Source organism: Streptomyces solitudinis (genome assembly GCF_036323765.1).
Taxonomy (GTDB): Bacteria; Actinomycetota; Actinomycetes; order Streptomycetales; family Streptomycetaceae; genus Streptomyces.
On the sequence record NZ_JAZDCW010000016.1, the window covers coordinates 16,430 to 39,108 of the forward strand.

At 72.7% G+C, this 22,679-nt stretch carries 20 protein-coding genes; 5 read left to right on the forward strand and 15 right to left on the reverse strand.

Annotated features, from left to right (window positions below; translation table 11 throughout):
• Window positions 1–53: 53 nt before the first annotated feature.
• Complete coding sequence (gene argS / locus V1J52_RS25575) at window positions 54–1,826, reverse strand: arginine--tRNA ligase (RefSeq protein ID WP_330142343.1); 1,773 nt, start codon at window positions 1,824–1,826, stop codon at window positions 54–56.
• Between the two features lie 135 nt (window positions 1,827–1,961).
• Between argS and lysS the strand changes: the two genes are divergently transcribed.
• Window positions 1,962–3,698 carry a lysine--tRNA ligase gene (lysS, locus tag V1J52_RS25580; protein WP_330142344.1) on the forward strand — a complete coding sequence of 579 codons (1,737 nt, stop codon included), beginning with the start codon at window positions 1,962–1,964 and terminating at the stop codon, window positions 3,696–3,698.
• A 58-nt stretch (window positions 3,699–3,756) separates the two neighbouring features.
• Here lysS and V1J52_RS25585 read toward each other — a convergent pair whose 3' ends face one another.
• From V1J52_RS25585 to V1J52_RS25625, 9 genes are all read right to left on the reverse strand, one after another.
• Window positions 3,757–4,731, reverse strand: a complete 975-nt coding sequence (locus V1J52_RS25585) for a ribose-phosphate diphosphokinase (protein ID WP_330142345.1) — start codon at window positions 4,729–4,731, stop codon at window positions 3,757–3,759.
• On the reverse strand, window positions 4,728–5,795 hold the full coding sequence (locus V1J52_RS25590) for an alkene reductase (protein WP_330142346.1): 1,068 nt from the start codon (window positions 5,793–5,795) through the stop codon (window positions 4,728–4,730). The genes V1J52_RS25585 and V1J52_RS25590 overlap by 4 nt, the downstream gene beginning before the upstream one ends.
• 151 nt (window positions 5,796–5,946) lie before the next feature.
• Window positions 5,947–6,894, reverse strand: a complete 948-nt coding sequence (locus V1J52_RS25595) for a pseudouridine-5'-phosphate glycosidase (RefSeq protein WP_330142347.1) — start codon at window positions 6,892–6,894, stop codon at window positions 5,947–5,949.
• 11 nt (window positions 6,895–6,905) lie between these two features.
• On the reverse strand, window positions 6,906–7,148 hold the full coding sequence (locus V1J52_RS25600; protein WP_330142348.1) for a tautomerase family protein: 243 nt from the start codon (window positions 7,146–7,148) through the stop codon (window positions 6,906–6,908).
• Window positions 7,149–7,343: 195 nt separating this feature from the next.
• Window positions 7,344–11,279, reverse strand: coding sequence for an amino acid adenylation domain-containing protein (locus V1J52_RS25605; RefSeq protein ID WP_330142349.1), 3,936 nt, complete (start codon window positions 11,277–11,279; stop codon window positions 7,344–7,346).
• 27 nt (window positions 11,280–11,306) lie between these two features.
• A complete protein-coding gene (locus V1J52_RS25610; RefSeq protein WP_330142350.1) occupies window positions 11,307–12,233 on the reverse strand; it encodes an EamA family transporter in 927 nt (308 codons plus the stop codon).
• Window positions 12,230–12,892: a uracil phosphoribosyltransferase gene (upp, locus tag V1J52_RS25615; protein WP_330142351.1), complete on the reverse strand. Its 663-nt coding sequence runs from the start codon at window positions 12,890–12,892 to the stop codon at window positions 12,230–12,232. Before upp ends, V1J52_RS25610 begins: the two co-directional genes overlap by 4 nt.
• Window positions 12,893–12,967: 75 nt before the next feature.
• Window positions 12,968–13,642, reverse strand: a complete 675-nt coding sequence (locus V1J52_RS25620) for a phosphoribosylanthranilate isomerase (RefSeq protein ID WP_330142352.1) — start codon at window positions 13,640–13,642, stop codon at window positions 12,968–12,970.
• Window positions 13,639–14,385, reverse strand: a complete 747-nt coding sequence (locus tag V1J52_RS25625; RefSeq protein ID WP_330142353.1) for a nitroreductase family protein — start codon at window positions 14,383–14,385, stop codon at window positions 13,639–13,641. Before V1J52_RS25625 ends, V1J52_RS25620 begins: the two co-directional genes overlap by 4 nt.
• Before the next feature lie 96 nt (window positions 14,386–14,481).
• Here V1J52_RS25625 and V1J52_RS25630 point away from each other — a divergent pair, with 96 nt between their 5' ends.
• Window positions 14,482–14,982, forward strand: a complete 501-nt coding sequence (locus V1J52_RS25630; RefSeq protein WP_330142354.1) for a MarR family winged helix-turn-helix transcriptional regulator — start codon at window positions 14,482–14,484, stop codon at window positions 14,980–14,982.
• A 178-nt stretch (window positions 14,983–15,160) separates the two neighbouring features.
• On the opposite strand, the gene V1J52_RS25635 is transcribed toward V1J52_RS25630, so the two are convergent.
• On the reverse strand, window positions 15,161–15,865 hold the full coding sequence (locus tag V1J52_RS25635) for a DUF3558 family protein (protein ID WP_330142355.1): 705 nt from the start codon (window positions 15,863–15,865) through the stop codon (window positions 15,161–15,163).
• A gap of 27 nt (window positions 15,866–15,892) precedes the next feature.
• The gene (locus V1J52_RS25640) at window positions 15,893–16,804 is read right to left on the reverse strand and encodes a hypothetical protein (protein WP_330142356.1); all 912 of its coding nucleotides are present in this window, start codon (window positions 16,802–16,804) and stop codon (window positions 15,893–15,895) included.
• 181 nt (window positions 16,805–16,985) lie between these two features.
• Between V1J52_RS25640 and V1J52_RS25645 the strand changes: the two genes are divergently transcribed.
• The gene (locus V1J52_RS25645) at window positions 16,986–18,179 is read left to right on the forward strand and encodes an RtcB family protein (protein WP_330142357.1); all 1,194 of its coding nucleotides are present in this window, start codon (window positions 16,986–16,988) and stop codon (window positions 18,177–18,179) included.
• 22 nt (window positions 18,180–18,201) lie between these two features.
• Here the strand turns inward: V1J52_RS25645 and V1J52_RS25650 are convergent, their stop codons facing one another.
• The 3 genes from V1J52_RS25650 to V1J52_RS25660 all read right to left on the reverse strand — a co-directional run bounded on the left by V1J52_RS25650 (window position 18,202) and on the right by V1J52_RS25660 (window position 20,576).
• Window positions 18,202–18,957 (reverse strand): SDR family NAD(P)-dependent oxidoreductase, encoded by a 756-nt coding sequence (locus V1J52_RS25650; protein ID WP_330142358.1) that lies wholly within the window; start codon window positions 18,955–18,957, stop codon window positions 18,202–18,204.
• Between the two features lie 105 nt (window positions 18,958–19,062).
• Complete coding sequence (sigJ, locus tag V1J52_RS25655; RefSeq protein WP_443075930.1) at window positions 19,063–19,863, reverse strand: RNA polymerase sigma factor SigJ; 801 nt, start codon at window positions 19,861–19,863, stop codon at window positions 19,063–19,065.
• Between the two features lie 137 nt (window positions 19,864–20,000).
• On the reverse strand, window positions 20,001–20,576 hold the full coding sequence (locus V1J52_RS25660; protein WP_330142359.1) for a carboxymuconolactone decarboxylase family protein: 576 nt from the start codon (window positions 20,574–20,576) through the stop codon (window positions 20,001–20,003).
• 205 nt (window positions 20,577–20,781) lie between these two features.
• On the opposite strand from V1J52_RS25660, the gene V1J52_RS25665 reads away from it, so the two are divergent.
• Window positions 20,782–21,165: a hypothetical protein gene (locus tag V1J52_RS25665; RefSeq protein WP_330142360.1), complete on the forward strand. Its 384-nt coding sequence runs from the start codon at window positions 20,782–20,784 to the stop codon at window positions 21,163–21,165.
• A gap of 503 nt (window positions 21,166–21,668) precedes the next feature.
• The coding region (locus tag V1J52_RS25670; protein WP_330142361.1) for a thrombospondin type 3 repeat-containing protein at window positions 21,669–22,679 on the forward strand (1,011 nt) is incomplete at its 3' end.

Here is a 22,679-nt window from a genome sequence, read left to right on the forward strand (position 1 = left end):
GCGGTGGGCGGGGGAGCGGGCGAGGGGCCGGCGGTGGCGGGACGGGGGTGCCCTCAGAGACGGGCCGGGGTGCGGATGCCGAGCAGCGCCATGCCCTCGTGCAGGGTGCGGGCCGTCAGCTCGCACAGGAAGAGGCGGTTCTCCGACACCGTGCGCTCCACGCCGTCCTTGACGACCGGGCAGTGCTCGTAGAACGCGGTGTAGTGCGTGGCGAGCCCGTAGAGGTACGCGGCGAGCTTGTGCGGCTCGTAGCTCTCCGCGACGGCCTCCAGCGTCTGCCCGAACTCGTCCAGGTGCAGCCCGAGCGCCCGCTCGGCCGGGGCGAGGGGCAGCTCCGGGTGGGCGGCCGGGGCGACCCCGACGGCCCGGCGCAGGATGGACTGGATGCGGGCGTACGCGTACTGGAGGTAGACGCTGGTGTCGCCGTTGAGCGAGACCATGCGGTCCAGGTCGAAGACGTAGTCGCGGGACATGGAGGTGGACAGGTCCGCGTACTTGACGGCGCCGATGCCCACCTGGGCGGCCCGCTCGGCGATCTCCTCGTCGGAGAGGTCCCTGGCCTTCTCCCGGACCACGCCCGCGGCCCGCTCGACGGCCTCGTCCAGCAGGTCCACCAGGCGCACCGTCTCGCCCTCGCGGGTCTTGAACGGCTTGCCGTCCTTGCCGAGCACCGTGCCGAAGGCGAGCTGCCGGGCCGCGCCCTCGGGCAGCCAGCCCGCGCGCCGCGCCGTCTCGAAGACCATGCGGAAGTGCAGCGCCTGCCGGGCGTCGACCACGTACAGCAGGGTGTCGGCGTGCAGCCTCCCGACGCGGTCGCGGATGGCGGCCAGGTCGGTGGCCGCGTAGCCGAAGCCTCCGTTGGACTTCTGCACGATCAGCGGCGTCGGGTTGCCGTCGGGGCCCTTGACGTCGTCGAAGAACACGCACAGCGCGCCCTCGGAGCGCACGGCGACACCGGAGGACTCCAGGTCCTTCACGACCTGCTGGAGGTCGTCGTTGTAGGCGCTCTCGCCGACGACGTCGGCGTCACGGACCTCGACGTCGAGCTGCTCGTAGACGGCCTGGAAGTAGACCTTCGACTCGTCCACGATCTTGTGCCACAGGGCGAGCGTCTCCTCGTCGCCCGCCTGGAGCAGCACCACGCGGTCGCGGGCGCGGGCCTTGAACTCCTCGTCGGAGTCGAAGCGGGTGCGGGACGCCTTGTAGAGCCGGTTCAGGCGGGACATCGCGGCCTCGCCGCCGCCGGTGCCGCCCGCGGTGTCCGAGGCGTGGTCCAGCTCGTGCGGGTGCTCGGTCAGGTACTGGATGAGCATGCCGAACTGGGTGCCCCAGTCACCGATGTGGTGCCGGCGGACGACGTGCTCGCCCCGGTGCTCCAGGATGCGCACGATCGCGTCGCCGATCACCGTCGAGCGCAGGTGGCCGACGTGCATCTCCTTGGCGACGTTCGGCTGCGAGTAGTCGATGACGGTGGTGCCGGGCGCCTCGGCGCGCGGCACGCCGAGCCGCTCGTCGGCGGCGCGGGCGGCCAGGGTGCGCACGATGGCCGCGTCCGAGACGGTGATGTTGAGGAAGCCGGGGCCGGAGACCTCGACGCCGCCGATGACGTCGTCGTCCTGCGGCAGCCGCGCCACGACCTGGCCGGCCAGGTCACGCGGGTTGCCCCCCAGCCGTTTGGCCAGCGCCAGCATGCCGTTGGCCTGGAAGTCCGCCCGGTCGCTTCGTCGCAGCAGCGGGTCGGCGGCGGCGGCCTCCGGCAGGGCAGCCGTGAGGGCGTCCGCGACACGCTGGTGGACCGAGGCGGCGAGTGAGGATACCGAAGCCATGGATGGTGAGCCGTTCCCGTCGGTGGTGTGGTGTGGGGGCAGTATCCCACGCGGGGCGGCCCGGCCCGTCTGGGACAATGAGCGGCACCGGACCGCACGCCGGGGACATGCAGGAAACGCGCCAGGAAGAAGGACGTGCCGAACGTGGCTCAGAGCACCGAGACCGACTGGGTCTCCCGATTCGCGGACGAGGTCATCGCCGAAGCGGAACGCCACGCGCCGGGCAAACCCATCGTCTGCGCCTCGGGCCTCAGCCCGTCGGGCCCGATCCACCTGGGCAACCTGCGCGAGGTCATGACCCCGCACCTGGTGGCCGACGAGATCCGCCGCCGCGGGCACGAGTGCGTGCACCTGGTCTCGTGGGACGACTACGACCGCTTCCGCAAGGTCCCGGCGGGCATCGACCCGTCCTGGTCCGAGCACATCGGCAAGCCGCTGACCTCCGTGCCCGCCCCGCCCGGCAGCGAGCACCCGAACTGGGCGGAGCACTTCAAGGCCGCGATGGTGCGGGCGCTGGCGGAGCTGGGCGTGGAGTTCCGCGGCGTCAGCCAGACCCAGCAGTACACCTCCGGCGCCTACCGGGAGCAGATCCTGCTGGCGATGCGGGAGCGCGCGAGGATCGACGCGGTGCTCGGCCGCTACCGCACGAAGGACAAGGGCGGCGCGGGCCAGAAGCCGAAGCAGAAGCAGCAGAAGCCGGTGGACGAGGCGGAGCTGGCGGCGGCGGAGGGTTCGGGCGCGGCCGGCGAGGACGACGGCAGCGGCAGTGGCGGGGCGTACTACCCGTACAAGCCGTACTGCGGTGCCTGCGGCAAGGACTTCACCACCGTCACGGCCTACGACGACGCCACCACGGAGCTGGCCTACACCTGCGCCTGCGGCCACGGCGAGACGGTGCTCCTGCGCGAGCACGACCGGGGCAAGCTGGTGTGGAAGGTCGACTGGCCGATGCGCTGGGCGTACGAGGGCGTCACCTTCGAGCCGTCCGGCGTGGACCACTCCTCGCCGGGTTCGTCCTTCGTCGTCGGCGGGCAGATCGTGCGCGAGGTCTTCGGCGGCCGTCAGCCCATCGGGCCGATGTACGCGTTCGTCGGCATCTCGGGCATGGCGAAGATGTCCAGCTCGCGCGGCGGGGTGCCCACCCCGGCGGACGCGCTGGAGATCATGGAGGCGCCGCTGCTGCGCTGGCTGTACGCGCGCCGCAAGCCCAACCAGTCCTTCAAGATCGCCTTCGACCAGGAGATCCAGCGCACCTACGACGAGTGGGACGCGCTGGAGCGCCGGATCGCCGACGAGAGCGTCCAGCCCGCCGACCTCGCGGCGTACAACCGCTCGGTCCGCACGGCCACCGGCGAGCTGCCGCGCACCCCGCGCCCGCTGCCGTACCGCACCCTGGCCTCGGTGGTGGACATCGCGCAGGGTTCCGAGGAGCAGACGCTGCGCATCCTCGGCGAGCTGGACCCCGAGCGTCCGGTGACCGCGCTGGACCAGACGCGTCCCCGCCTGGACCGGGCCGCGCACTGGGTCGCCACCCAGGTCCCGGCCGACCAGCGCACCCGGGTGCGCCAGGAGCCGGACACCGCGCTGCTGGAGGCGCTGGACGGCCGGGAGCGCGAGGCGCTGCGGCTGCTGCTGGAGGGCCTGGACGAGCACTGGTCGCCGGACGGTCTGACGACGCTGGTCTACGGCGTGCCGAAGGTGCAGGCCGGGCTCGCGCCCGAGGCGAAGCCGACGCCCGAGCTGAAGCTGGCCCAGCGGGCGTTCTTCGCGCTGCTGTACCGGCTGCTGGTGAGCCGGGACACCGGCCCCCGGCTCCCGACGCTGCTGCTGGCGGTCGGCGCCGACCGCGTGCGCAAGCTGCTGGGCGCGTAGGCGGCGCCCGGGCGGGACGGGGGCCCGCCGCCCCGCGCGGGCGGCGGGCCCCCGTCTCTCACAGACCGTCCATGAGCCGGGTCACCGAGCCGTTCTCGAAGACCTCGCGGACCGCGTGCGCGATCAGCGGGGCGACCGGCAGCACGGTGATCTTGTCCAGGCCCGTCTCCGCCGGGGTGGGCAGCGTGTCGGTGAAGACGAACTCGCTGACCCGGGAGTTCTTCATCCGGTCCACGGCCGGGCCGGACAGCACCCCGTGGGTCGCCGTGACGATGACGTCCCGCGCGCCGTGGGCGAACAGCGCGTCCGCCGCGGCGCAGATGGTGCCGCCGGTGTCCACCATGTCGTCCACCAGGACGCAGACCCGGTCGCGCACGTCCCCGACGACCTCGTGGACGGTCACCCGGTTGGCGACGTCCGGGTCGCGGCGCTTGTGCACGATGGCCAGCGGCGCGCCCAGCCGGTCGCACCAGCGGTCGGCGACGCGGACCCGTCCGGCGTCCGGCGAGACGATCGTCAGCCGGTCGTGCCGGACCCGGCCGCGCACGTGGTCGGCGAGGACGGGCAGGGCGAAGAGGTGGTCCACCGGGCCGTCGAAGAAGCCCACGATCTGGTCGGTGTGCAGGTCGACGGTGACGATCCGGTCCGCGCCCGCGCGCTGCGTCAGGTCGGCCATCAGCCGCGCCGAGATCGGCTCGCGTCCCCGGTGCTTCTTGTCCTGCCGCGCGTAGCCGTAGAAGGGCACGATCACGGTGATGCTGCGGGCCGAGGCCCGTTTCAGCGCGTCGATCATGATGAGCTGTTCCATGATCCACGTGTTGATCGGCGCGGTGTGGCTCTGCACGAGGAAGCAGTCGCCGCCGCGCACCGACTCCTCGAACCGCACGTAGATCTCGCCGTTGGCGAAGTCGACGGCCCGGGTCGGCACCAGGGTGGTGCCCAGGTGCCGGGCGACGTCGCGGGCCAGCTCCGGGTGCGAGCGTCCGGCGAACAGCAGCATCTTGCGCTGCGTCGCGGTGGTCGGGCCGCTCATGAGGCGGTGGGGTAGTCGGTGTAGCCCCGGTGGTCGCCGCCGTAGAAGGTGGACTCGTCCACGGCGTTGTACGGGCCGCCCGCCCGGATGCGCTCGGGCAGGTCCGGGTTGGCGAGGAAGAGGGCGCCCAGGCCCACCGCGTCGGCCAGGCCCTCCTCCAGCACCTCGGCGGCCGTCTCGGGCGTGACCGGGCCCGCGTCGGGGGTGCGGTGCGGGTTGAGGATCAGGGCGCCCTGCCAGCGTTCCCGCACGGCGCGGGTGCGCGGCCGGTCGCCCGCCTCCATCACGTGCAGGTACGCCAGCGGCGGGAGGGCCGCCAGGAGCGTGTCGTACAGCTCGGCGGTGTCGGACTCGGCCATGTCGTTGTACGGGTTGCCGGGGGAGATGCGCAGGCCGACGCGGTCGGCGCCGATCGCGTCGGACACCGCGTCGGCCACCTCGCGGGTGAACCGGACGCGGCGGTCGAGGGAGCCGCCGTAGGCGTCGGTGCGGTGGTTGGTGCGGTCCGACAGGAACTGGTGCAGCAGGAAGCCGTTGCCCGCGTGCACCTCGACGCCGTCGAAGCCCGCGTCGACGGCGTTGCGGGCGGCGGTGGCGAAGTCCCGTACGGTCGCGGCGATCTCGTCGGCCGTCAGCGCGTGCGGGACGGGGTAGTCGAGCGGCCCGTCGGGGCCGAAGCACTGTCCGGCGGCAGCGATCGCCGAGGGTGCCACCGACTGGTGCCCGCTGGGGTACAGCGACGGGTGGCCGATGCGCCCGGCGTGCATGAGCTGGGCCACGATGCGTCCGCCGGCGTGGTGGACGGCGTCCGCCACGGGCATCCACGAGGAGACCTGCGCCGCGCTGTGCAGCCCCGGGGTGTTCATGAACCCCTGGCCGACGGCGCTGGGCTGGACGCCCTCGGAGACGATCAGGCCCGCACCGGCGCGCTGCGCGTAGTACGTGGCCATCAGCTCGGTGGCCTCGCCGTCCGCGGTGGCCCGGTTGCGGGACATGGGCGCCATGACGAGGCGGTTGCTGAGGGTGATCTTGCCGAGTGTGACCGGTTCGAAGAGCGTGGACATGACGGGATACCTCTCGGTGGGCGCGGACGGGGTGCGGCCGGGCCGGTGCGGGACGGTCTCGGGTAAGGGTTCGGGACGGCGGCTGTGCGGGACGGTGGCGGTGCGGGCCGGGGCGGAGCGGTGGCGTGCGGTGCGTGCGGGGCGGGGGCCGTCAGGCGGCGGCCGGGTGTGCGCGGCGGTGCCGGGCGTGCGCGGCCGCCAGCGCGCCGCCGACCTCGGCGGTGCTGATGAGGACGGCCATGTTGGCCTCCGCCGTCCGCCCGCCGGTCGTCTGGTCGACGGCGCGCATCAGGTACTTCGTGATGGCGTTGCCCCGCACGCCGTCCCGCTCCGCGGCGAGCAGCGCCTCGCGGATCGCCCGCTCCGCCACGTCGCTGTCGATGGCGTCGGCCTCGCGGGGCGGTGTCGTGATGACCACGCCGCCGGGCTGGCCCGTCGCCCGGTGCGCCTCGACGATCCGCGCGACGACGTCCGGGTCGTCGATCCGGTGCGGGCTGCGGATGCCGCTGGAGGCGCAGTAGAAGGCGGGGAAGTCGTCGGAGCGGTAGGAGATGAGCGGCACGCAGTGCGTCTCCAGGTACTCCATGGTCAGCTTCAGGTCGAGGATGCTCTTGGCCCCGGCGCAGACCACCGCGACCTTCGAGCGGGTGAACTGGATGAGGTCGGAGGAGACGTCCATCGTCGTCTCGGCGCCCCGGTGCACCCCGCCGATGCCGGCCGAGGAGAAGAACGGGATGCCCGCCAGCTCGGCGGCCACCAGCGAGGAGGCGACGGTGGTGGCGCCCATGCCGCCCCGGGCCAGGACGACGGGCAGGTCCCTGCTGCTCACCTTGGGGATGCCGGGGGTGGAGGCGAACCGTTCGATGTCCGCGTCGTCCATGCCGATGACCAGCCGGCCGTCGTCCACGCCGATCGTCGCGGGGACGGCGCCGCCCGCCCGCACGGCGTCCTCCACCTTCTTGGCGGTGGCCGCGTTGTCCGGGTAGGGCAGGCCGTGGGTGATGACGTTGGACTCCAGCGCCACCACCGGGTCCCCGGCGTGCAGCGCGTGCTCGACCTCCTCGCTGTACACCAGCGGGATGCTGTGGCGCGTGTTCATGGTGGTTCCCTTCACGTGGCGGAGTGGCCGGGGTAGTCCGGCGTCTTGATGAGCAGGTGCGGGCGCCCCTTGATCTCGGGCGCGTCCACGGCCTGCGGCCAGTCGCGTTCGGCCACCGGCTCCAGGGCGATCGAGACGGCGCCCTCGGGGGCGGCGAAGTGCCGGGTGACGACGGCGGTGAGCGCCTCGGCCAGGCGCGCCTTCTGCTCGTCGGTGAAGTCGCGGGGGTAGTGCTTGATGCTCAGGTGGGGCACGGCGGCGCTCCTTCGGGTCTCGGCGGGGCCGGACGGCGTGCGGCATGGCGGGGCCGTGCGGCCGGCGGGGCGGGGTCGTGCGGGTGGCGGGGCGGCGCGGCGGCACCGGGGGTTGTACCGGCCGCGCCGCCCCGGTCCGGGGGCCGGGCCCGCGCCGGTCCCGCCGGGCGGCGGGCGGTGGCGCGGGCCCGGGCGTCAGGCGGCCGGGCGGTTGCGGATCGCGGCGACGAGTTCCGCGACGCCGGGCTCCCGCAGGACGCCGTAGTGGTCGCCCTCGAGCACCGCGACGGAGGGCGGTGTGGCGGAGAAGCCGGAGCTGCCCTCGATGAACGCGTAGTCGTCGCCGGTGGCCTTGAGGATGGTGACCGGTGCGTCGAGCCGCCGTTCGGCCAGTTCGCGGAAGCTGTACTCGAACTCGTACGTCTCGCCCACGATCCGGGTGATCCTGCGGATCACCGCCTCGCCCAGCGCCGGGTACAGGCCGTGGACGAAGGAGACGAAGCCGTCCTCGTCGCGCACCTGGCCCAGGCACCGTTCCAGGTCCGGTCCGCTGACGGCACCGGCGAAGACGGAGAACAGGATCGTCAGGTACGCCGGGTTGGCGTAGGACGCCTCCCGGCCGTGCCGGTCCGCGTCCGCGCCGCGCACCTTGGGGTTGCCGGGGCAGATCAGCAGCAGGTCCGCGACCTGCTGGCCGGACTGCTCCAGCTGCCAGGCGGTCTCGAAGGCCACCCGGGCGCCGAAGGAGTACCCCCACAGCGTGTAGGGCCCCTCCGGCTGGACGCGGCGGATCTCGGCCACGTCCGCCGCGGCCATGTCGCGGATCGTGGGGTGGGGCACCTCGCCGGCGTTGATGCCGTGCGCCTGCACGCCGTAGAACGGCCGTCCGGCACCGGCCTCGCGGCCCAGGGTGCGCAGGTTCATCGGGTAGCCGCCGAGCCCGGGCCAGCAGAACACCGGGGTGCCCTCGCGCTCGCCGTTCAGCAGCACCAGCCGCGAGGACGGCTGTGCGCCGCCGCTCTCGATCCGCGCGGCCAGGTCGCGCAGTCTCGGGCTCTCGAAGAGGACCTGGAGCGGCAGTTGCGTGCCGAACTCCCGGTTGACGCGGTTGACGAGCGCGACGGCCGTCAGGGAGTTGCCGCCCGAGGCGAAGAACTCGTCCTCCACCGAGACGTCCTCGTAGCGCAGCGCCTTCCCCCACGCCTGGGCCAGCCACTTCTCGACGGGGGTGCCGGGGGCGACGTACGGGCTCGTGGCGCCCGCCGAGCGGACGTCGTCGGAGGCGGCCAGCGTCGTGCAGTCCACCTTGCCGTTGGCGGTCAGCGGCAGCGCGTCGAGGATCAGCACCCGGTTCGGCAGCATGTAGTCGGGCAGGGTGCGGGCCAGTTCGTCGCGGATCATCTCCGCCGGGCCCTTCATGTGCACGGCGTCCTCGCGCATGCCCTCGCTGCGGACCTGCTCCTCGCTGACCCGGCCGCCGAGGAAGAAGTACGACGGTCCCGGCTCGATCCCGCAGGCGCCGAGGACGGCGTCCATGCGGCGGGCGGCGGGCAGCGGGCGCCCGGACTTGGAGCTGTAGCCCGACGACATGAAGCCCAGGCCCAGGCCGTTGCGTTGCAGGTGGTGCAGCTTCGTCCCCAGGCTGAGGTACTCCAGCCACGGTTCGGCGGCGCGGCTGACGGCGGTGATCCCGAAGGCGGCCCGCTCGTAGACCTGCTGGTTGATGGCGATGACGTCCCGCGCCTGGACCAGTTCGTCCGAGATGTGCTCCAGCTCGCCGTCCCGGTGGCGGTACTGCCCGGCGGGCAGGTCCGCGATCCGGCCCGGGTGGGCCTGCACGTAGATCTCGGTCGGGTCCTGCGGCGCCGTCCCGTCGTGCGGGCGGATCAGGAACGTCCCCAGGTAGTGGTCCTCGGGGTGGACGTCCAGGCGTCCGGGGACGGACGGGTCGAGGCCCAGCGGGGCGAGCATGTGCCCGTGCTCGGGAAGCACCTCCTGGAAGACGCCGGCCATGTGCCCGGCCTCGAACTCCAGCACCTCGCGGATGTTGGTCTTGTAGACCGGTTCGATCGCCCGCGTCCTGCCGAGGAAGTGCACCGACAGGCCCGGCCGCGGGTCCGGTGCTCCCGGGCCGACGCGGACGAGGGTGTGGTCGCCGGGGTGGTAGTAGTACACGCCCGCCGCCAGCCCGGCCGTGCTGCCGTCCGACTCCAGGTAGAGCTGGGTCGCGTACAGGGCGCCGGGGGAGGCGTAGGCGTACTTCGGCAGCAGCCGCTCCCCGCTGTGGAACTGGCCGAACCAGCGCAGCACCTCGCCGAGTGCGGCGTGCGTGAGGGGCCCGGCGCCGTCCGCGGGGGGGCGGGGGGCGCGGGGGGTGAGGAGGGTGCGCAGGTCGTCGCGGGTGACGTCGCCGCCTTCGAAGAAGCGGTAGGTCTTGCGGGCGAACACCTCGCGCCGCTGGTGCGCGGTGGCCTCCCGGCCGGGCAGTTCGACGACCGGCCTGCCGCGCAGCTCGTCCGCGTCCCGCAGGCCCGGGTTGGACAGCTGGGCGCGCACCTGGAGCTTGTTCGTCTTGGACTGGTGGTGGCGGCCGTGGCTGCCCTGGTCCATCAGGGCGGCTTCCTTGGGGTTCAGCTCGACGCAGGCCACCAGGTTCTGGAACCCGGTCCGCGTGTCGTCGGTGACCAGGGCCGCCGCCCGCCTCACCCAGGTGTGCTCCTCGACGGCGAGGGCGATCTCCTCGAGCTCGACGCGGTAGCCGCGCAGCTTGACCTGGTTGTCCGCCCGCCCGGCGAACTGGATCGTCCCGTCCGGGTTCCAGTACGCCAGGTCGCCCGTGCGGTAGAGGCGCTCGGTGGGGACGAAGGGGGAGCGCACGAAGCGCTCCCTCGTCTGCTCGGGGCGGCCCAGGTAGCCGCGGGCGAGCTGGACGCCGCCGATGTACAGCTCACCGGTCTCGCCGATGCCCACCGGGCTCATGTCCGTGTCGAGGATGTAGCACTGGGTGTTGTCGACGGGCACGCCGATCGACACCGATCCGGTGCCGTCACCGAGCGCCTGCGGGTCGACGAGGCAGGCGGTGGCGTTGATGGTGGTCTCGGTCGGTCCGTAGAGGTTGACCAGCGAGGCCCACGGGAGCTGTTCGGTGAAGGCGCGTGCGAGGTGCCGGGACAGCGCCTCGCCGCCGGAGAAGACCTGCCGCAGCGAGCCGCACAGGTGGAACTCGTCGGTGTCCAGCAGCGCCTGGAGCAGGGTGGGCACGCACTGGAGCGTGGTCACCTCGTGCTTGGCGATCGTCTCGATGAGCCGCTCCGGGTCGCGGTAGACGCCCGGGGCGCCCATGACGACGCGGGCGCCGACGGCCGGGGCCAGGATCTCCCACTGGGCCGCGTCGAAGCTCATCGGCGTCTTCTGGAGGACGGTGGCGTGCTCGCCGAGGTGGCCGCAGGCGTGCAGCCAGCGCATCTGCGACAGGACGCTGCGGTGCTCGATCATGACGCCCTTGGGCTTGCCGGTGCTGCCCGAGGTGTAGATGACGTAGGCGAGGCTGTCGGGCAGCGGTTCCGGGGCCCGTCCGGGGCCCGCTCCGGCCGCGTCACCGGGCGCCGCGTCCGCGTCGGCGCCGGTTGCGGGGCCGGTGCCGGCTCCAATGGGGGTGTCCGTCCTGGGTTCCGCGTCGGCGCCGGTCCCGGTTCCGGCCTCGGAGAGGGTGACCAGGCGCGTACCCGGGGGCGCCAGTTCGGCGAGCCGGGCGGCGAGGTGCTCCTGGGTGACGATGACGCGGGTGCCGCTGTCCTCGATCATGTACCGCAGCCGGTCCTCCGGGTACTCCGGGGAGAGCGGCAGGTAGGCGGCGCCCGCGGTGAGGACGCCCCACGCCCCGGCCATGAGTTCCAGGGACGGTTCGACGTACAGGCCGACGGTGTCGTCGACGCCGACGCCCCGCTGGTGCAGCCGGGTGGCGAGCCGGGAGCCTGCTCGCACGAGTTCCCGGAAGGTGAGGCCGCGGTCGCCGGAGGTGACAGCTAAGGCGTCGGGGCGGACGTCGGCCTGCCGGCGCAGCAGGTCGGGCAGGCAGGCCGCGGCCGGGCGAGCGGCGCGTATGTGACGGCTGGGCTGTTGGGTCTCCATGGCAATCCCCCGCTTGCAGGTACGCGATTACGACGCATGGGTGATGGTTTTCTGTGTGGGTTGGAGAGTGGGGGGTGGCGGTGCTGCGGTCCGCCGCGGCGCCCTGGGCTGGGCCAGGACGACGGCGGCCACCACGGCGAGCGCACCGGTCACCTGGAGGGGTGACAGCGCCTCACCGAGGAAGACGTAGCCGAGGACGGTGGCGGCGAGCGGGCTGGCGAAGGCGAGGAAGGACACCGCCAGCGCGGGCAGCCGCCCGATGCCCCGGAACCAGATGGCGTAGGCGAAGATCGCCCCGATGACGCTCAGGTACAGGAAGCCGGTGATGTTGGCTCCGGTGACGGTGCTGGGCAGTCCCTCGGCGAGCAGGGTGACCGGGGCCAGGACGAGGCCGCCCACGGCGAGCTGCCAGCCGGTGAACGTCAGGACCCCGACGCCCTCGGGGCGGCCCCAGCGTTTGGTGAGCACGATGCCGGCGGCCATGCTCACCGCTCCGGCGAGCCCGGCGAGCACGCCGACGGTGTCCAGCGCGGCGTCCGGCCGCAGGACCAGGAGCCCCACCCCGGCCGCGCCGAGGCCGCAGGCGCCGAGCTGCGCCGCCTTGATGCCGGTCTTCAGCAGCAGCGCGGCCAGCAGCAGCACCACGACGGGCTGCACCGACATGACCAGGGCGGCGACGCCGCCGGGCAGGTGGTAGGCGGCGACGAAGAGGAAGTAGAAGAAGGCGCCGATGTTGAGCACGCCGAGGACGAGCGCGCGCCACCACCAGACGCCGCGCGGCAGCACCCGGCCGACGGCCAGCAGAAGCAGTCCCGCGGGGAGGGCCCGGATGGTCGCGGCCAGCAGCGGCCGGTCGGGCGGCAGGAGTTCGGTGGTGACCAGGTAGGTGCTGCCCCAGATGGCCGGGGCGAGCGCGGTGAGGGCGGAGTCGGAGGCGAGGCCGGGGTTCCTCATGCGGCACCGGAATCCACGGTGCCGAAGTACCGGTCGCCGAAGTCCCCGATGCCGGGCACCATGTACGCGTTCTCGTTGAGCCGGTCCTCGATCGAGGACGTGATGATCTTCAGGTCCGGGTGGCGCTCCGAGACGGTGCGCAGCCCCTCGGGCGAGGCGAGGAAGTTGACGAGGACGATGTCGCGCTCCGCCACGCCCTGGTCCGTCAGGACGCCGACGGCCGCGAGCGCCGAGCCGCCGGTGGCGAGCATGGGTTCCAGCAGCAGCACGTGCCGCCGGGCGATGTCGTCCGGCAGGTGCGAGTAGTACAGGCGCGGGAGCTTGGTGGTCTTGTCCCGCTGGATGAGGATCTTGCCGATGCGGATGCCCGGGTGGACGTCCCGCAGTTCGGCCTCCATGCTCTCCCCGGCCCGGATGACGGGCACGGCGCACAGCTTGGAGGCGAACTTCAGCCCGTGGTAGGTCTCCCCGACCGGGGTGGTCACCTCGTGCTTGTCGAACGGCAGCAGGTCGAGGGCCGACTCCAGCAGGAGGCGGATGATCCTGCGCGAGTAGAAGACGAAGTCCTCGCGCGGCGCGTTCCGGTCGCGTATCAGGGTGTGCAGTGCCCGCAGCTGGTTGGTCTGCGGCAGCAGGTGCACGTTGCTGCCCGTCGTCATGGTGTACCTCTCCTGGCGGTCGGTGGGAGGGCCGCGGGCGGCCGGCCGGTACGGCCGGGCCGCCCGCGGGCGGGGTCAGTCCAGCGCGGCGAAGGCGCGGCGGGACTCGGCGACGAACCGGCGCACCAGGGCGCGGTCCTTGCGGCCGTCGGGGCCCTCCAGACCGGTGTGCGCGTCCACGGCGGCGGGCCGTACCCGGGCGATCGCGTCGGCGACGTTGTCGGCGTTCAGGCCGCCGGCCATCATCAGCGGCTTCGGGGAGCGGCGGACCAGTTCGGCGCTGACCGACCAGTCGTGGGTCAGGCCCGTGGCGCCCTTCGCGCCGGTGGCCGGGTTGTAGGTGTCGGTGATGAACATGTCCACCGCGTCGGCCACCTCGTCCACGAGGGCGAGCAGCTCGTCGGCGTTGTCCTCGCGCACCACCAGGCTCTTGAGGACGTACAGGTCGGGACGCGCGGCCTTGAGTGCTCTGAGCTGCGCGGCCTCCACGTCGCCGTGCAGCTGGACGGCGGTGACGCCCAGTTCGGCGCAGAAGGCGCTGATCTCGTCGGCCTGCGTCATGTAGCTGATCAGCACGCCCGCGTGGGGCGCGGGGAGGCCGGAGATGGCCTTGGCGGCGTCGGTCTCGGAAATGTCGTCCTTGCCGGACGGCAGCCGCAGCGGGAAGCCGAGCCAGTCGACGCCCTCCTCGCACAGCAGGGCCGCTTCGGCCTCGTCGATGATTCCGGCGACCTGGACCAAGTTCTTCACGGCGTACCTGCCTGTTCCTGCCGGGGGTTCCCGGCGCTGTCGATGGGAGTGCGCGGTTGCCCCGGCGCACGGGAGCCGAAGCCCGGTGCGCCGTACCGCTGCGGGAAGACGTTGCGCTCGCGCGGCCTGCGGCCGGGGTGCAGGCGCGTTTCGGCGGGCAGTCCGACCGGGAGCAGCAGGGCGATGGCCAGGTCGTCCCGGCCGTCGATGCCGATCACCTTCTTGACGGCGGACTCGTCCCAGCCGTTCATCGGGGAGGTCGCCAGGCCCATGCCGGACGCGGCGACCATGCAGAAGGAGGCCGCGATCATGGCGTCCTTCACCGCGTACTCGCGCAGGAGTCCGCGGGCCTCCAGGTCGCGCTGGAAGTCCTGTCCGGCCTCCGAGAAGACCTTGATGAACTCCTCGTTCCACGCGGTGTTGCGGCGGGCCTGCTCGTAGATGTCGCTCAGGTCCTCCCGCCACGCCTCGGTCTCGGCGACGAAGACGAGCACCACGGGTGCTTCCTGCGGGTGCGGCTGGCCGCCGGTGGCCTCGGTGAGGCCGCGGCGCCCCTCGGCGTCGGAGACGACCACGACCGACCTGGCCTGGTAGTTCCAGCTGGAGGGTGCCTCCAGCGTGAGGTCGAGCAGCTCCTCGAGCTGCTCGGGCGGGATGGGATCGGGCCGGTAGTGGCGGATGCTGCGGCGTGTCCTGATCGCTTCCGCGACCGGAGTGCGGTGTGGTGCGGTTGCGGTCATCATTCGCCCCCGAACATTTAGACGTCGAACTGTATGGCGGTGCAATCGTAAGCACGACTGCTAGGCTGTGTCAAACATTTCGACGTCGAACGATTGGGGATGGCGATGGCCGACACGGTGGACGAGTTCCTGGAGCAGTGGGCGAAACAACGCCCTGACCTCGACGTCTCCCCGATGGGCGTGATCGGGCGGCTCTCCCGCGCCTCCCGGTTCGCCGAGCGCAGCGTGCGCGCCTACTTCGCGGAGGAGGGCATGGAACCGTGGGAGTTCGACGTCCTGGCCACCCTGCGCCGGTCCGGACCGCCCTACACCCTGACCCCGAAGGAGCTGGTGTCCACGACCATGGTCGGCTCCGCCGCCATGACCCACCGCGTGGACCGGCTCATCGCGCGCGGACTCGTCAGCCGCGCGGTGGACCCCGACAACCGGCGCCGGCTCTTCGTCTCGCTCACCGACGAGGGGATCGCCCTCGTCGACCGGGTCGTCGAGGGGCACCTCGCCAACGAGCACCGGCTGCTCGAAGGGCTCGACGCCGGGGAGCGCGAGGAGCTGAACCGGCTGCTCCGCCGGTTCCTGGAGTCCCTGGGCGACCACCCCTGACGGCCCGCCCCCGCGCGGGGAACGGGCCGTGGGCGCGCGGTGCGCGCGAGGTGCGTGGTGCGGGCGGGTTGCGGTACACGGGCGAGGCGCGGGGCGCGCGTGAGCTGCGCGGTGCGCGCGACGCGGACCGCGCCGGCGTGCGGCGGGCGGCCCGCGCGAGGCCGCCCGGCGAGGCGCGCTACTTCACAGCGGCGACGGCCGCCTTGGCCGCCGTCTCCGCACCCTTCTGGACGGCACCCGCGCTCGGCGTCTCACCGTCCTCGAACCCGGTGCCCGAGTAGTCGACGGTGACCACGACGTTCGCCGTCCGGGCCACCACGCGGCGCGCCCGGTAGTCCCCCGCCGAGTCCCCCTCCTTCACCTCGGTGTCGTACCCGATGCTCGTCGCGGCGTCCCCCACGCCCTCCAGCGGGGCGTCCTTCACGTTCTTGTTCGCCTTGTCCGCGCCGACGTCCGCGATCTGCTCCCCCGCGTACTCGGCGGCGCGCTCGTCGCCCGAGCCGAGGGTCAGGTCGGAGTCGAAGCGGCGCAGCGACACCGACAGCGAGCGGTAGTCGTACTCGTCCAGGCCCGTCCACAGGCAACCGCTGTAGCTCGCCGTGTCCTTGGACTTCAGCGCCTTGCCGCCCGCGTCACGGGTCTTCGGCACGACCTCCTCGACCGTCTTCTCGGGCAGCGCCTCGCAGGCGTCCGGCAGCGTCGTGAACGTCACCGGCTCCGGCTCGGGCGAGGCGCTGCTCGCGCTCGGCGACGGCGACGCGCCGCTCTTGTCGTCCGAACCGCCGCCGGAGCAGCCCGCGACGAAGAGCACGGGCACGGCCGCCGCGGCGAGCGTGCGGCGCACGGTGGCGCGCCGGGAGGTGGGGCGGTGCTTACGGAGCATGGTGATTTCGCTTTCCCAGGACTCGGGTCAGCCGTCGAACCGTTCGGCGAGCCGCTGCGCGAGCTTCCGGGCCTGCTGTTGCAGCTCCTCGCTGTCGGGGAGACGGCGCTTGTCGGTGGACCACTGGTCGTACTCGACGGTGACGATGACGTTGGCGGTGCGGAAGACGAGCGTGATGTCGCGGTGGACACCCGCGTCGGCGGTGACGAGTTCGTCGTCGAGGTAGGCCGCCTCCCCGATGCCCTCCAGCGGGCGGGGGGCGAGCGCGGGATCGGGGGCGGGCGGGCCGGACGGCGACGAGGTGCCCGGCTCCTCCGGGGCGTCGGCGTCCCCGGCGTCACCGGTGCTTTCGGCGTCCCCGGCCCCCGGCGACGCGGAGCCGTCCGGGGAGGCGCCGTCCGGGGAGGCGTCCGGCGGGGGCCCGCCGTCGGCCGTCCCGTCCTGCGACGGCTCCTCCGACACCTCGGGCGCGGTGGCGGGGATGCCCGCCTTGGCCGCCCGCTCCTCGAACAGCCGCACCGCCCGGTCGCCGTCGCTGACGGCGGTGTCGTAGGACACGACCCGCTCGAAGTCCAGCGAGAGGTGTCTGCTGCCGAGCGCGGTGGCGTGCTGCCAGCTGCACCCGGCCCGGCGGTCGGTGTCGAAGGTGATCGCGGCCTCGCCCTCCAGCGCGGCGCTCACGCCCGCGGCGTCCTCGGCCGGTCCCTCCGGGAACAGCGCCTCGCGCAGCACCTGCGGCTCCAGTTCACCGCAGGGCTCGGGCAGCGTCTGGTAGCGCCCCGGCTCCGCCGTGGGGCTGGAGTCCGCGGAGGCGCCCTGCTTGCCGTCGCCCGTCCGCCCGCCGCCGCCGTCGCCGGAGGTGCAGCCCACGAGGAGCCCCGCCAGCGCGGCCAGTGCCGCCAGCCCGACGGGACCGCCCGGGTACGCCCTGCGCTGCACGATCGCCTCCTGCGGTCGTTGCTCGAACGGTCGAAAACGTGTTGCCGTCCGGAACGGACGACTGAGCACAATGTCTACCGCACCCGCCGCACGGACGTCCCGGACCGCAGGCTTTTTGCGGAGCTATGTCCGGATTTCGCGGGGCTTGAGAAACATCACGCACGGGGGAGCTGACCGAAGTATGTCGTACACCGAAGTGCCCGGCGCCCGGGTGCCCATCCGGATGTGGGCGGACCCGGCCGAGATCGAGGACGTGGCGATGCGCCAGCTCCGCAACGTCTCGACGCTGCCGTGGATCGAGGGCCTGGCCGTCATGCCGGACGTGCACTTCGGCAAGGGCGCGACGGTCGGGTCGGTCATCGCCCTGCGGGACGCCGTCTGCCCGGCGGCGGTGGGGGTGGACATCGGCTGCGGCATGTCCGCCGTCCGCACCTCGCTGACCGCCTCCGACCTGCCGGGCGACCTGTCCAGGCTGCGCTCGCGGATCGAGGCGGCGATCCCGGTGGGACGCGGCATGCACGACGAGCCCGTCGACCCGCGCCGCCTGCACGCCGTGCCGACGGCGGGCTGGGACGGCTTCTGGTCCCGCTTCGACGGCGTCGCCGGTGCCGTCCACTTCCGCAGGGAGCGGGCGGCACGGCAGATGGGCACGCTCGGCGGCGGCAACCACTTCGTGGAGCTCTGCGTCGACACGTCCGACGCGGTGTGGGTCATGCTGCACTCCGGCTCCCGCAACATCGGCAAGGAACTGGCCGAGCACCACATCGGGCAGGCGCAGAAGCTGCCCCACAACCAGGGCCTCGTCGACCGGGACCTGGCCGTCTTCGTCGCGGACACCCCGCAGATGACCGCGTACCGCAACGACCTGTTCTGGGCGCAGGAGTACGCCCGCCACAACCGGGACGTCATGATGGCGCTGTCCCTGGACGTGCTCCGCACGGAGTTCAAGAAGGCGAAGCCCGTCTTCGACCCGGTGATCTCCTGCCACCACAACTACGTGTCGGAGGAGCGCTACGACGGCGTGGACCTGCTCGTCACCCGCAAGGGCGCGATCCGCGCGGGCGACGGCGAGTACGGCATCATCCCCGGCTCGATGGGCACCCGGTCCTACATCGTCAAGGGCCTCGGCAACGCGGCGTCCTTCAACTCCGCCTCCCACGGCGCCGGGCGCCGGATGAGCCGCAACGCGGCGAAGCGCCGGTTCACCGTGCGGGACCTGGAGCGGCAGACGCAGGGCGTGGAGTGCCGCAAGGACGCCGGCGTGGTGGACGAGATCCCCGGCGCCTACAAGCCGATCGAGCAGGTCATCGACCGCCAGCGCGATCTGGTCGAGGTCGTCACCGAACTGCGCCAGGTCGTCTGCGTCAAGGGCTGACCCGCAGGGCCCGCCGCGTGCCTCACGGTTCGCGGTGGACCTTGCGGTTGGCCGCCTGGGCGCGGGGCCGGACGACGAGCAGGTCCACGTTGACGTGGGCGGGCCGGGTGACGGCCCAGGTGATGGTGTCCGCCACGTCCTCGGCCGTCAGCGGGTCGGGCACGCCCGCGTAGACGGCCGCCGCCCGCTCGGCGTCCCCCCGGAAGCGGGTGAGCGAGAACTCGTCGGTGCGCACCATGCCCGGCGCGATCTCGATCACCCGCACCGGCTCGCCGCACAGCTCCAGCCGCAGCGTCTCGGTGAGCGCGTGGACGCCGTGCTTGGCGGCCGTGTACCCGCCGCCGCCCTCGTAGACGCCGTGCCCGGCGGTGGAGGAGACGACGACGACCGTCCCGTCGCCGGAGGCCCGCAGCGCGGGGAGCAGGGCCTGCGTCACGTGCAGCACCCCGAGGACGTTGACCTCGTACATGGCCCGCCAGTCCGCCGGGTCGCCCTCGGCCACCGGGTCGGTGCCCAGGGCGCCGCCCGCGTTGTTGACGAGCACGTCCACGCCGTCCAGTGCGGCGGCGAAGGCGTCCACGGCGGCCCGGTCGGTGACGTCCAGCGGGCGGGCCTCGGCCGCGTGCCCGGCGCCGTTCAGTTCCTCGGCCAGCGCCTCGACGCGCTCGGCCCGGCGGGCGGTGAGCACCACCCGGTATCCGGCGGCGGCCAGCCGCCGGGCGGTGGCGGCGCCGATGCCGCTGCTGGCCCCGGTGACGACGGCGGTACGGGTGCTCATGCGGGTGCCTCCGGTTGACGCGTGTGCCGACGCCCGCAGGCTACCGGGCACCCGGCCGGAGCGGGACGCCGCGAGCCGGTCACGGGCGCCCCGCCGCGCCGGGGGTCAGGGGCCGGTCCGCCGCAGGTGGCGGAGCTTGTCCGGGTTGCGCACGAGCCGCACCTCGCCGACGCGGCCGTCCGCCACCTCCAGGACGGCGACGGCGTCCGGGTGCCCGTCCACGGTGATCAGGAGGCCGGGCTCGCCGTTCACGGCGACGGGCCGGGCGCCCAGGCCCTGCTGGGACCCGGCCACGGCGAGCAGGAAGCGGGCCACCTTGTCCGGACCGTGCAGCGGGCGCAGCGCGGCCCTGACCCGGCCGCCGCCGTCCGTCCACAGCGTGACGTCGGGGGCCAGGAGCTGCATCACGCGGTTGAGGTCGCCGCCCACGCAGGCGGTCAGGAACTCGTCCGTGACCCGGCGCCGCACCTCGCGGGGCGCGTCGTAGCGGGGGCGGCGGGCCCGCACCGCCGAGCGGGCCCGGTGCCCGACCTGCCGGACGGCCGCCTCGCCGCGGCCGAGCGACTCGCCGATCTCCCGGTAGGAGAAGCCGAAGACCTCCTTGAGGACGAACACCGCGCGCTCCAGCGGCGACAGGCTCTCCAGCACGACGAGCAGCGCCAGCGAGACGGACTCGGCCAGCTCCGCGTCCTCGGCCGCGTCGGGGGCCGTGACCAGCGGTTCGGGCAGCCAGGGGCCGACGTACGTCTCCCGCTGGACGGCGGCCGAGCTGAGGCGGTTCAGCGAGAGGTTCGTGACGGTGCGGGTGAGGTAGCCGCCGGGGTTTCGGACGGGGCCGGTGACCCGGCTCCAGCGCAGCCACGTCTCCTGCACCAGGTCCTCGGCGTCGGCGACGCTGCCGAGCATGCGGTAGGCGATGCCGAACAGCCGTCCCCGGTGCTCCTCGAAGACGTCGGTACGGCCGCTGCCGTCCGTCCGGCCGGTGGCGTGCACCGGCTCGGGTCCGGTCGCGGGGTCGGTGCCGCTCCTGGGGCCGGTGCCGTTCACGGGGCCGACCGTACCGGGGGCACGGGCCGGACCGCGCAGTCGTCCGAGAAGCCCTGGCTGGTGAGGCCGAGCGCGCTGTTGACGCGTGAGCGCATGTTCTCCAGGGCCACCATCGCGGTCAGCTCGACGAACGCGGGTTCGCCGAGCCGGGCGACCAGGGCGGCCGCCAGCTCGTCGGTCACCGAGGGCTCGGACTCGGTCATGGCCTCGGCGTACTCCATGACCTGGAGTTCCAGTGCGGTGAAGTCCTCGCGGTGCTCGCGCCACCCCGGCACCTTGGCGATCTTGTCGAGCGGCAGCCCGAGCCGGTCGCCCTCCCAGTGGCCGAAGTCCATGCACCACGAGCAGTTGATGCGGGCCGCCGCCACCATGAGCGCGAGGTGCTTCAGCGCGGGGTCCAGCGCCTTCCACCGGCCGACGGCCACTTCGAAGCGCGCCGTCGAGAACAGCACGCGCGGGTGGTGCCCCAGGGCCATGAGCGGGTCCATGACCTTGCCGTAGGTGCGCCGCGAGTACCACGCGGCCAGGCGGACGAGCAGGGTGCGGGGCGGTCGGAGTGAGATGCGGGCCATGGTCGTCGCCTCCTGGGTTCGATCCTTCACCAGGTACGACAGGGCGGCGCGCCGGAATGTGACGTGCCCCGCCGGACGCGTGCCGCGCACGGACCCGCACCCCGTGCCGCGCGGGCGGCCGGGGCGTACGGTCGGACGTGGAGGCGTACGAAGGCCGCGCAGCCGGTGAAGGCGGCGAATCCGAGGAACGAGGAGGTCCGGAACGATGGGTGCACCCGACGACGAGTTCTGCGTGAGCGTGCAGCTGACCGGCTGTGACCGGGAGACGGCCGGTGTGGTGTTCCGGTCGCTGGAGGACGCCTTTCCCGGCGGCACGGGCGACACCGGGTTCGACGGCCCGGCCGCGGACGCCGGGACGCAGCGGCACACCGTGTGGACGCTCACCGTGGACACCCGCTCGGCGGGAACGCGCCCGGCGCGGGCGGCGGCTCCCCTCGCGGAGCCCGTGGACGCCGGTCTCTACGGCGGCGCGGCCCCGGTGCGGAAGGTCAGGGACACCCTGACGGCGGCGTTCCAGGCGGAGGACCACGGCACGGTCCCCGGCGAACACGAACTCGAAACCCGCCTCCGCCTCACCCCGCAGACGTAGCGGTTTCCGTCGCGTCGCGCGTGGTACGTGACGCGACGACGCGGGAGCAGTCGCCGCGTACCTGAACTCCAGTGACGAACGGCAACAACCAGCAGACTCGCGTTCGTCTCGAGACGCCTACCTGCTGTGGACTGCGGGCCTCGGACGGTCTGATCACCGCGGGGCCCTTCTCGTTCTGCTGGCCCGCCGCCGCACCGTGGCCTGACCGGCCCTACGGCCCTTACACCCCGTTTCGCCTGCGAGTTTCTCGGAGGGGCGGGGTCGTATGCAGTGACCCTTCTGAGGCCTGGGCCCTGAAGGGTGGTGGAAGGTGCTCCATCCGGTGGTAATGAGCATGTTGCCGTCTCTTCTTCCCGAGCACGCGGCGAACTTAGTGCGCGACGTGTTGCTTGCGGTCACGGGACCGTTCGGCTGAGGGAAGGTAGTTCATGAGTGCGAGAGGTTCCGCTGCGTCTGAGGGTCCGGCGAAGAGGAAATGGCCGCTGATCGTTGTTCCGTGTTCGATGGCGCTGGTCGGGCTGTTCTATGGGGCGGGCTCGTCGCAGGCAGCCCACGGCGACGCGGGCACCGCGCCCGGAACGTACGTGGACGGTCCGGCAACTCTCGACCCCGTCAAGAAGACCGGCTCCGACACGGCCGACAAGGCTGACCCACTCTCCTACATCGTCGCCCCTCCGCCGGAAGCTGATGGCATTCCCGACAGCGCCGGAACCACAGGCGACAGCGCCGGAACCACAGGCGACTCCGACGGTGACGGGATCCCGGACTCTGTCGAGGCGGGCGGCGATCCGGCCAACCCGGTCGACACGGATGGTGACGGTACGCCGGACTTCCTGGATCTGGATTCTGATGGTGATGGGGTTCCGGACCGTGTGGAGGCGGGTCCGGGTCCGGCTGATCCGGTGGACTCGGATGGTGACGGTATCCCTGACTTCCGGGACACGGATTCTGATGGTGACGGGATTCCAGATGGTGTGGAGGCGGGCCCGGCCCTGGCCAGCCCGGTTGATTCTGATGGTGACGGTATCCCTGACTTCCTGGACGTGGATTCGGATGGTGATGGGATTCCGGACCGTGTGGAGGCGGGGTCGGGTCCGGCTGATCCGGTTGATTCGGATGGTGACGGTACGCCGGACTTCCAGGACGCGGATTCTGATGGTGACGGGATTCCGGACCGTGTGGAGGCGGGTGTTGATCCGGCGAATCCGGTTGATTCGGATGGTGATGGGGTTCCGGATTTCCTGGACACGGATTCTGATGGCGACGGGGTGCCGGATGTGAGGGAGGGTTCGGTGGACTCGGATGGTGATGGTACGCCGGACTTCCTGGATCTGGATTCTGATGGTGATGGGGTTCCGGACCGTGTGGAGGCGGGTCCGGGTCCGGCTGATCCGGTGGACTCGGATGGTGACGGTATCCCTGACTACCTGGACGCGGATTCTGATGGTGATGGGATTCCGGACCCAGTGGAGGCGGGTGTTGATCCGGCGAATCCGGTGGACTCGGATGGTGAT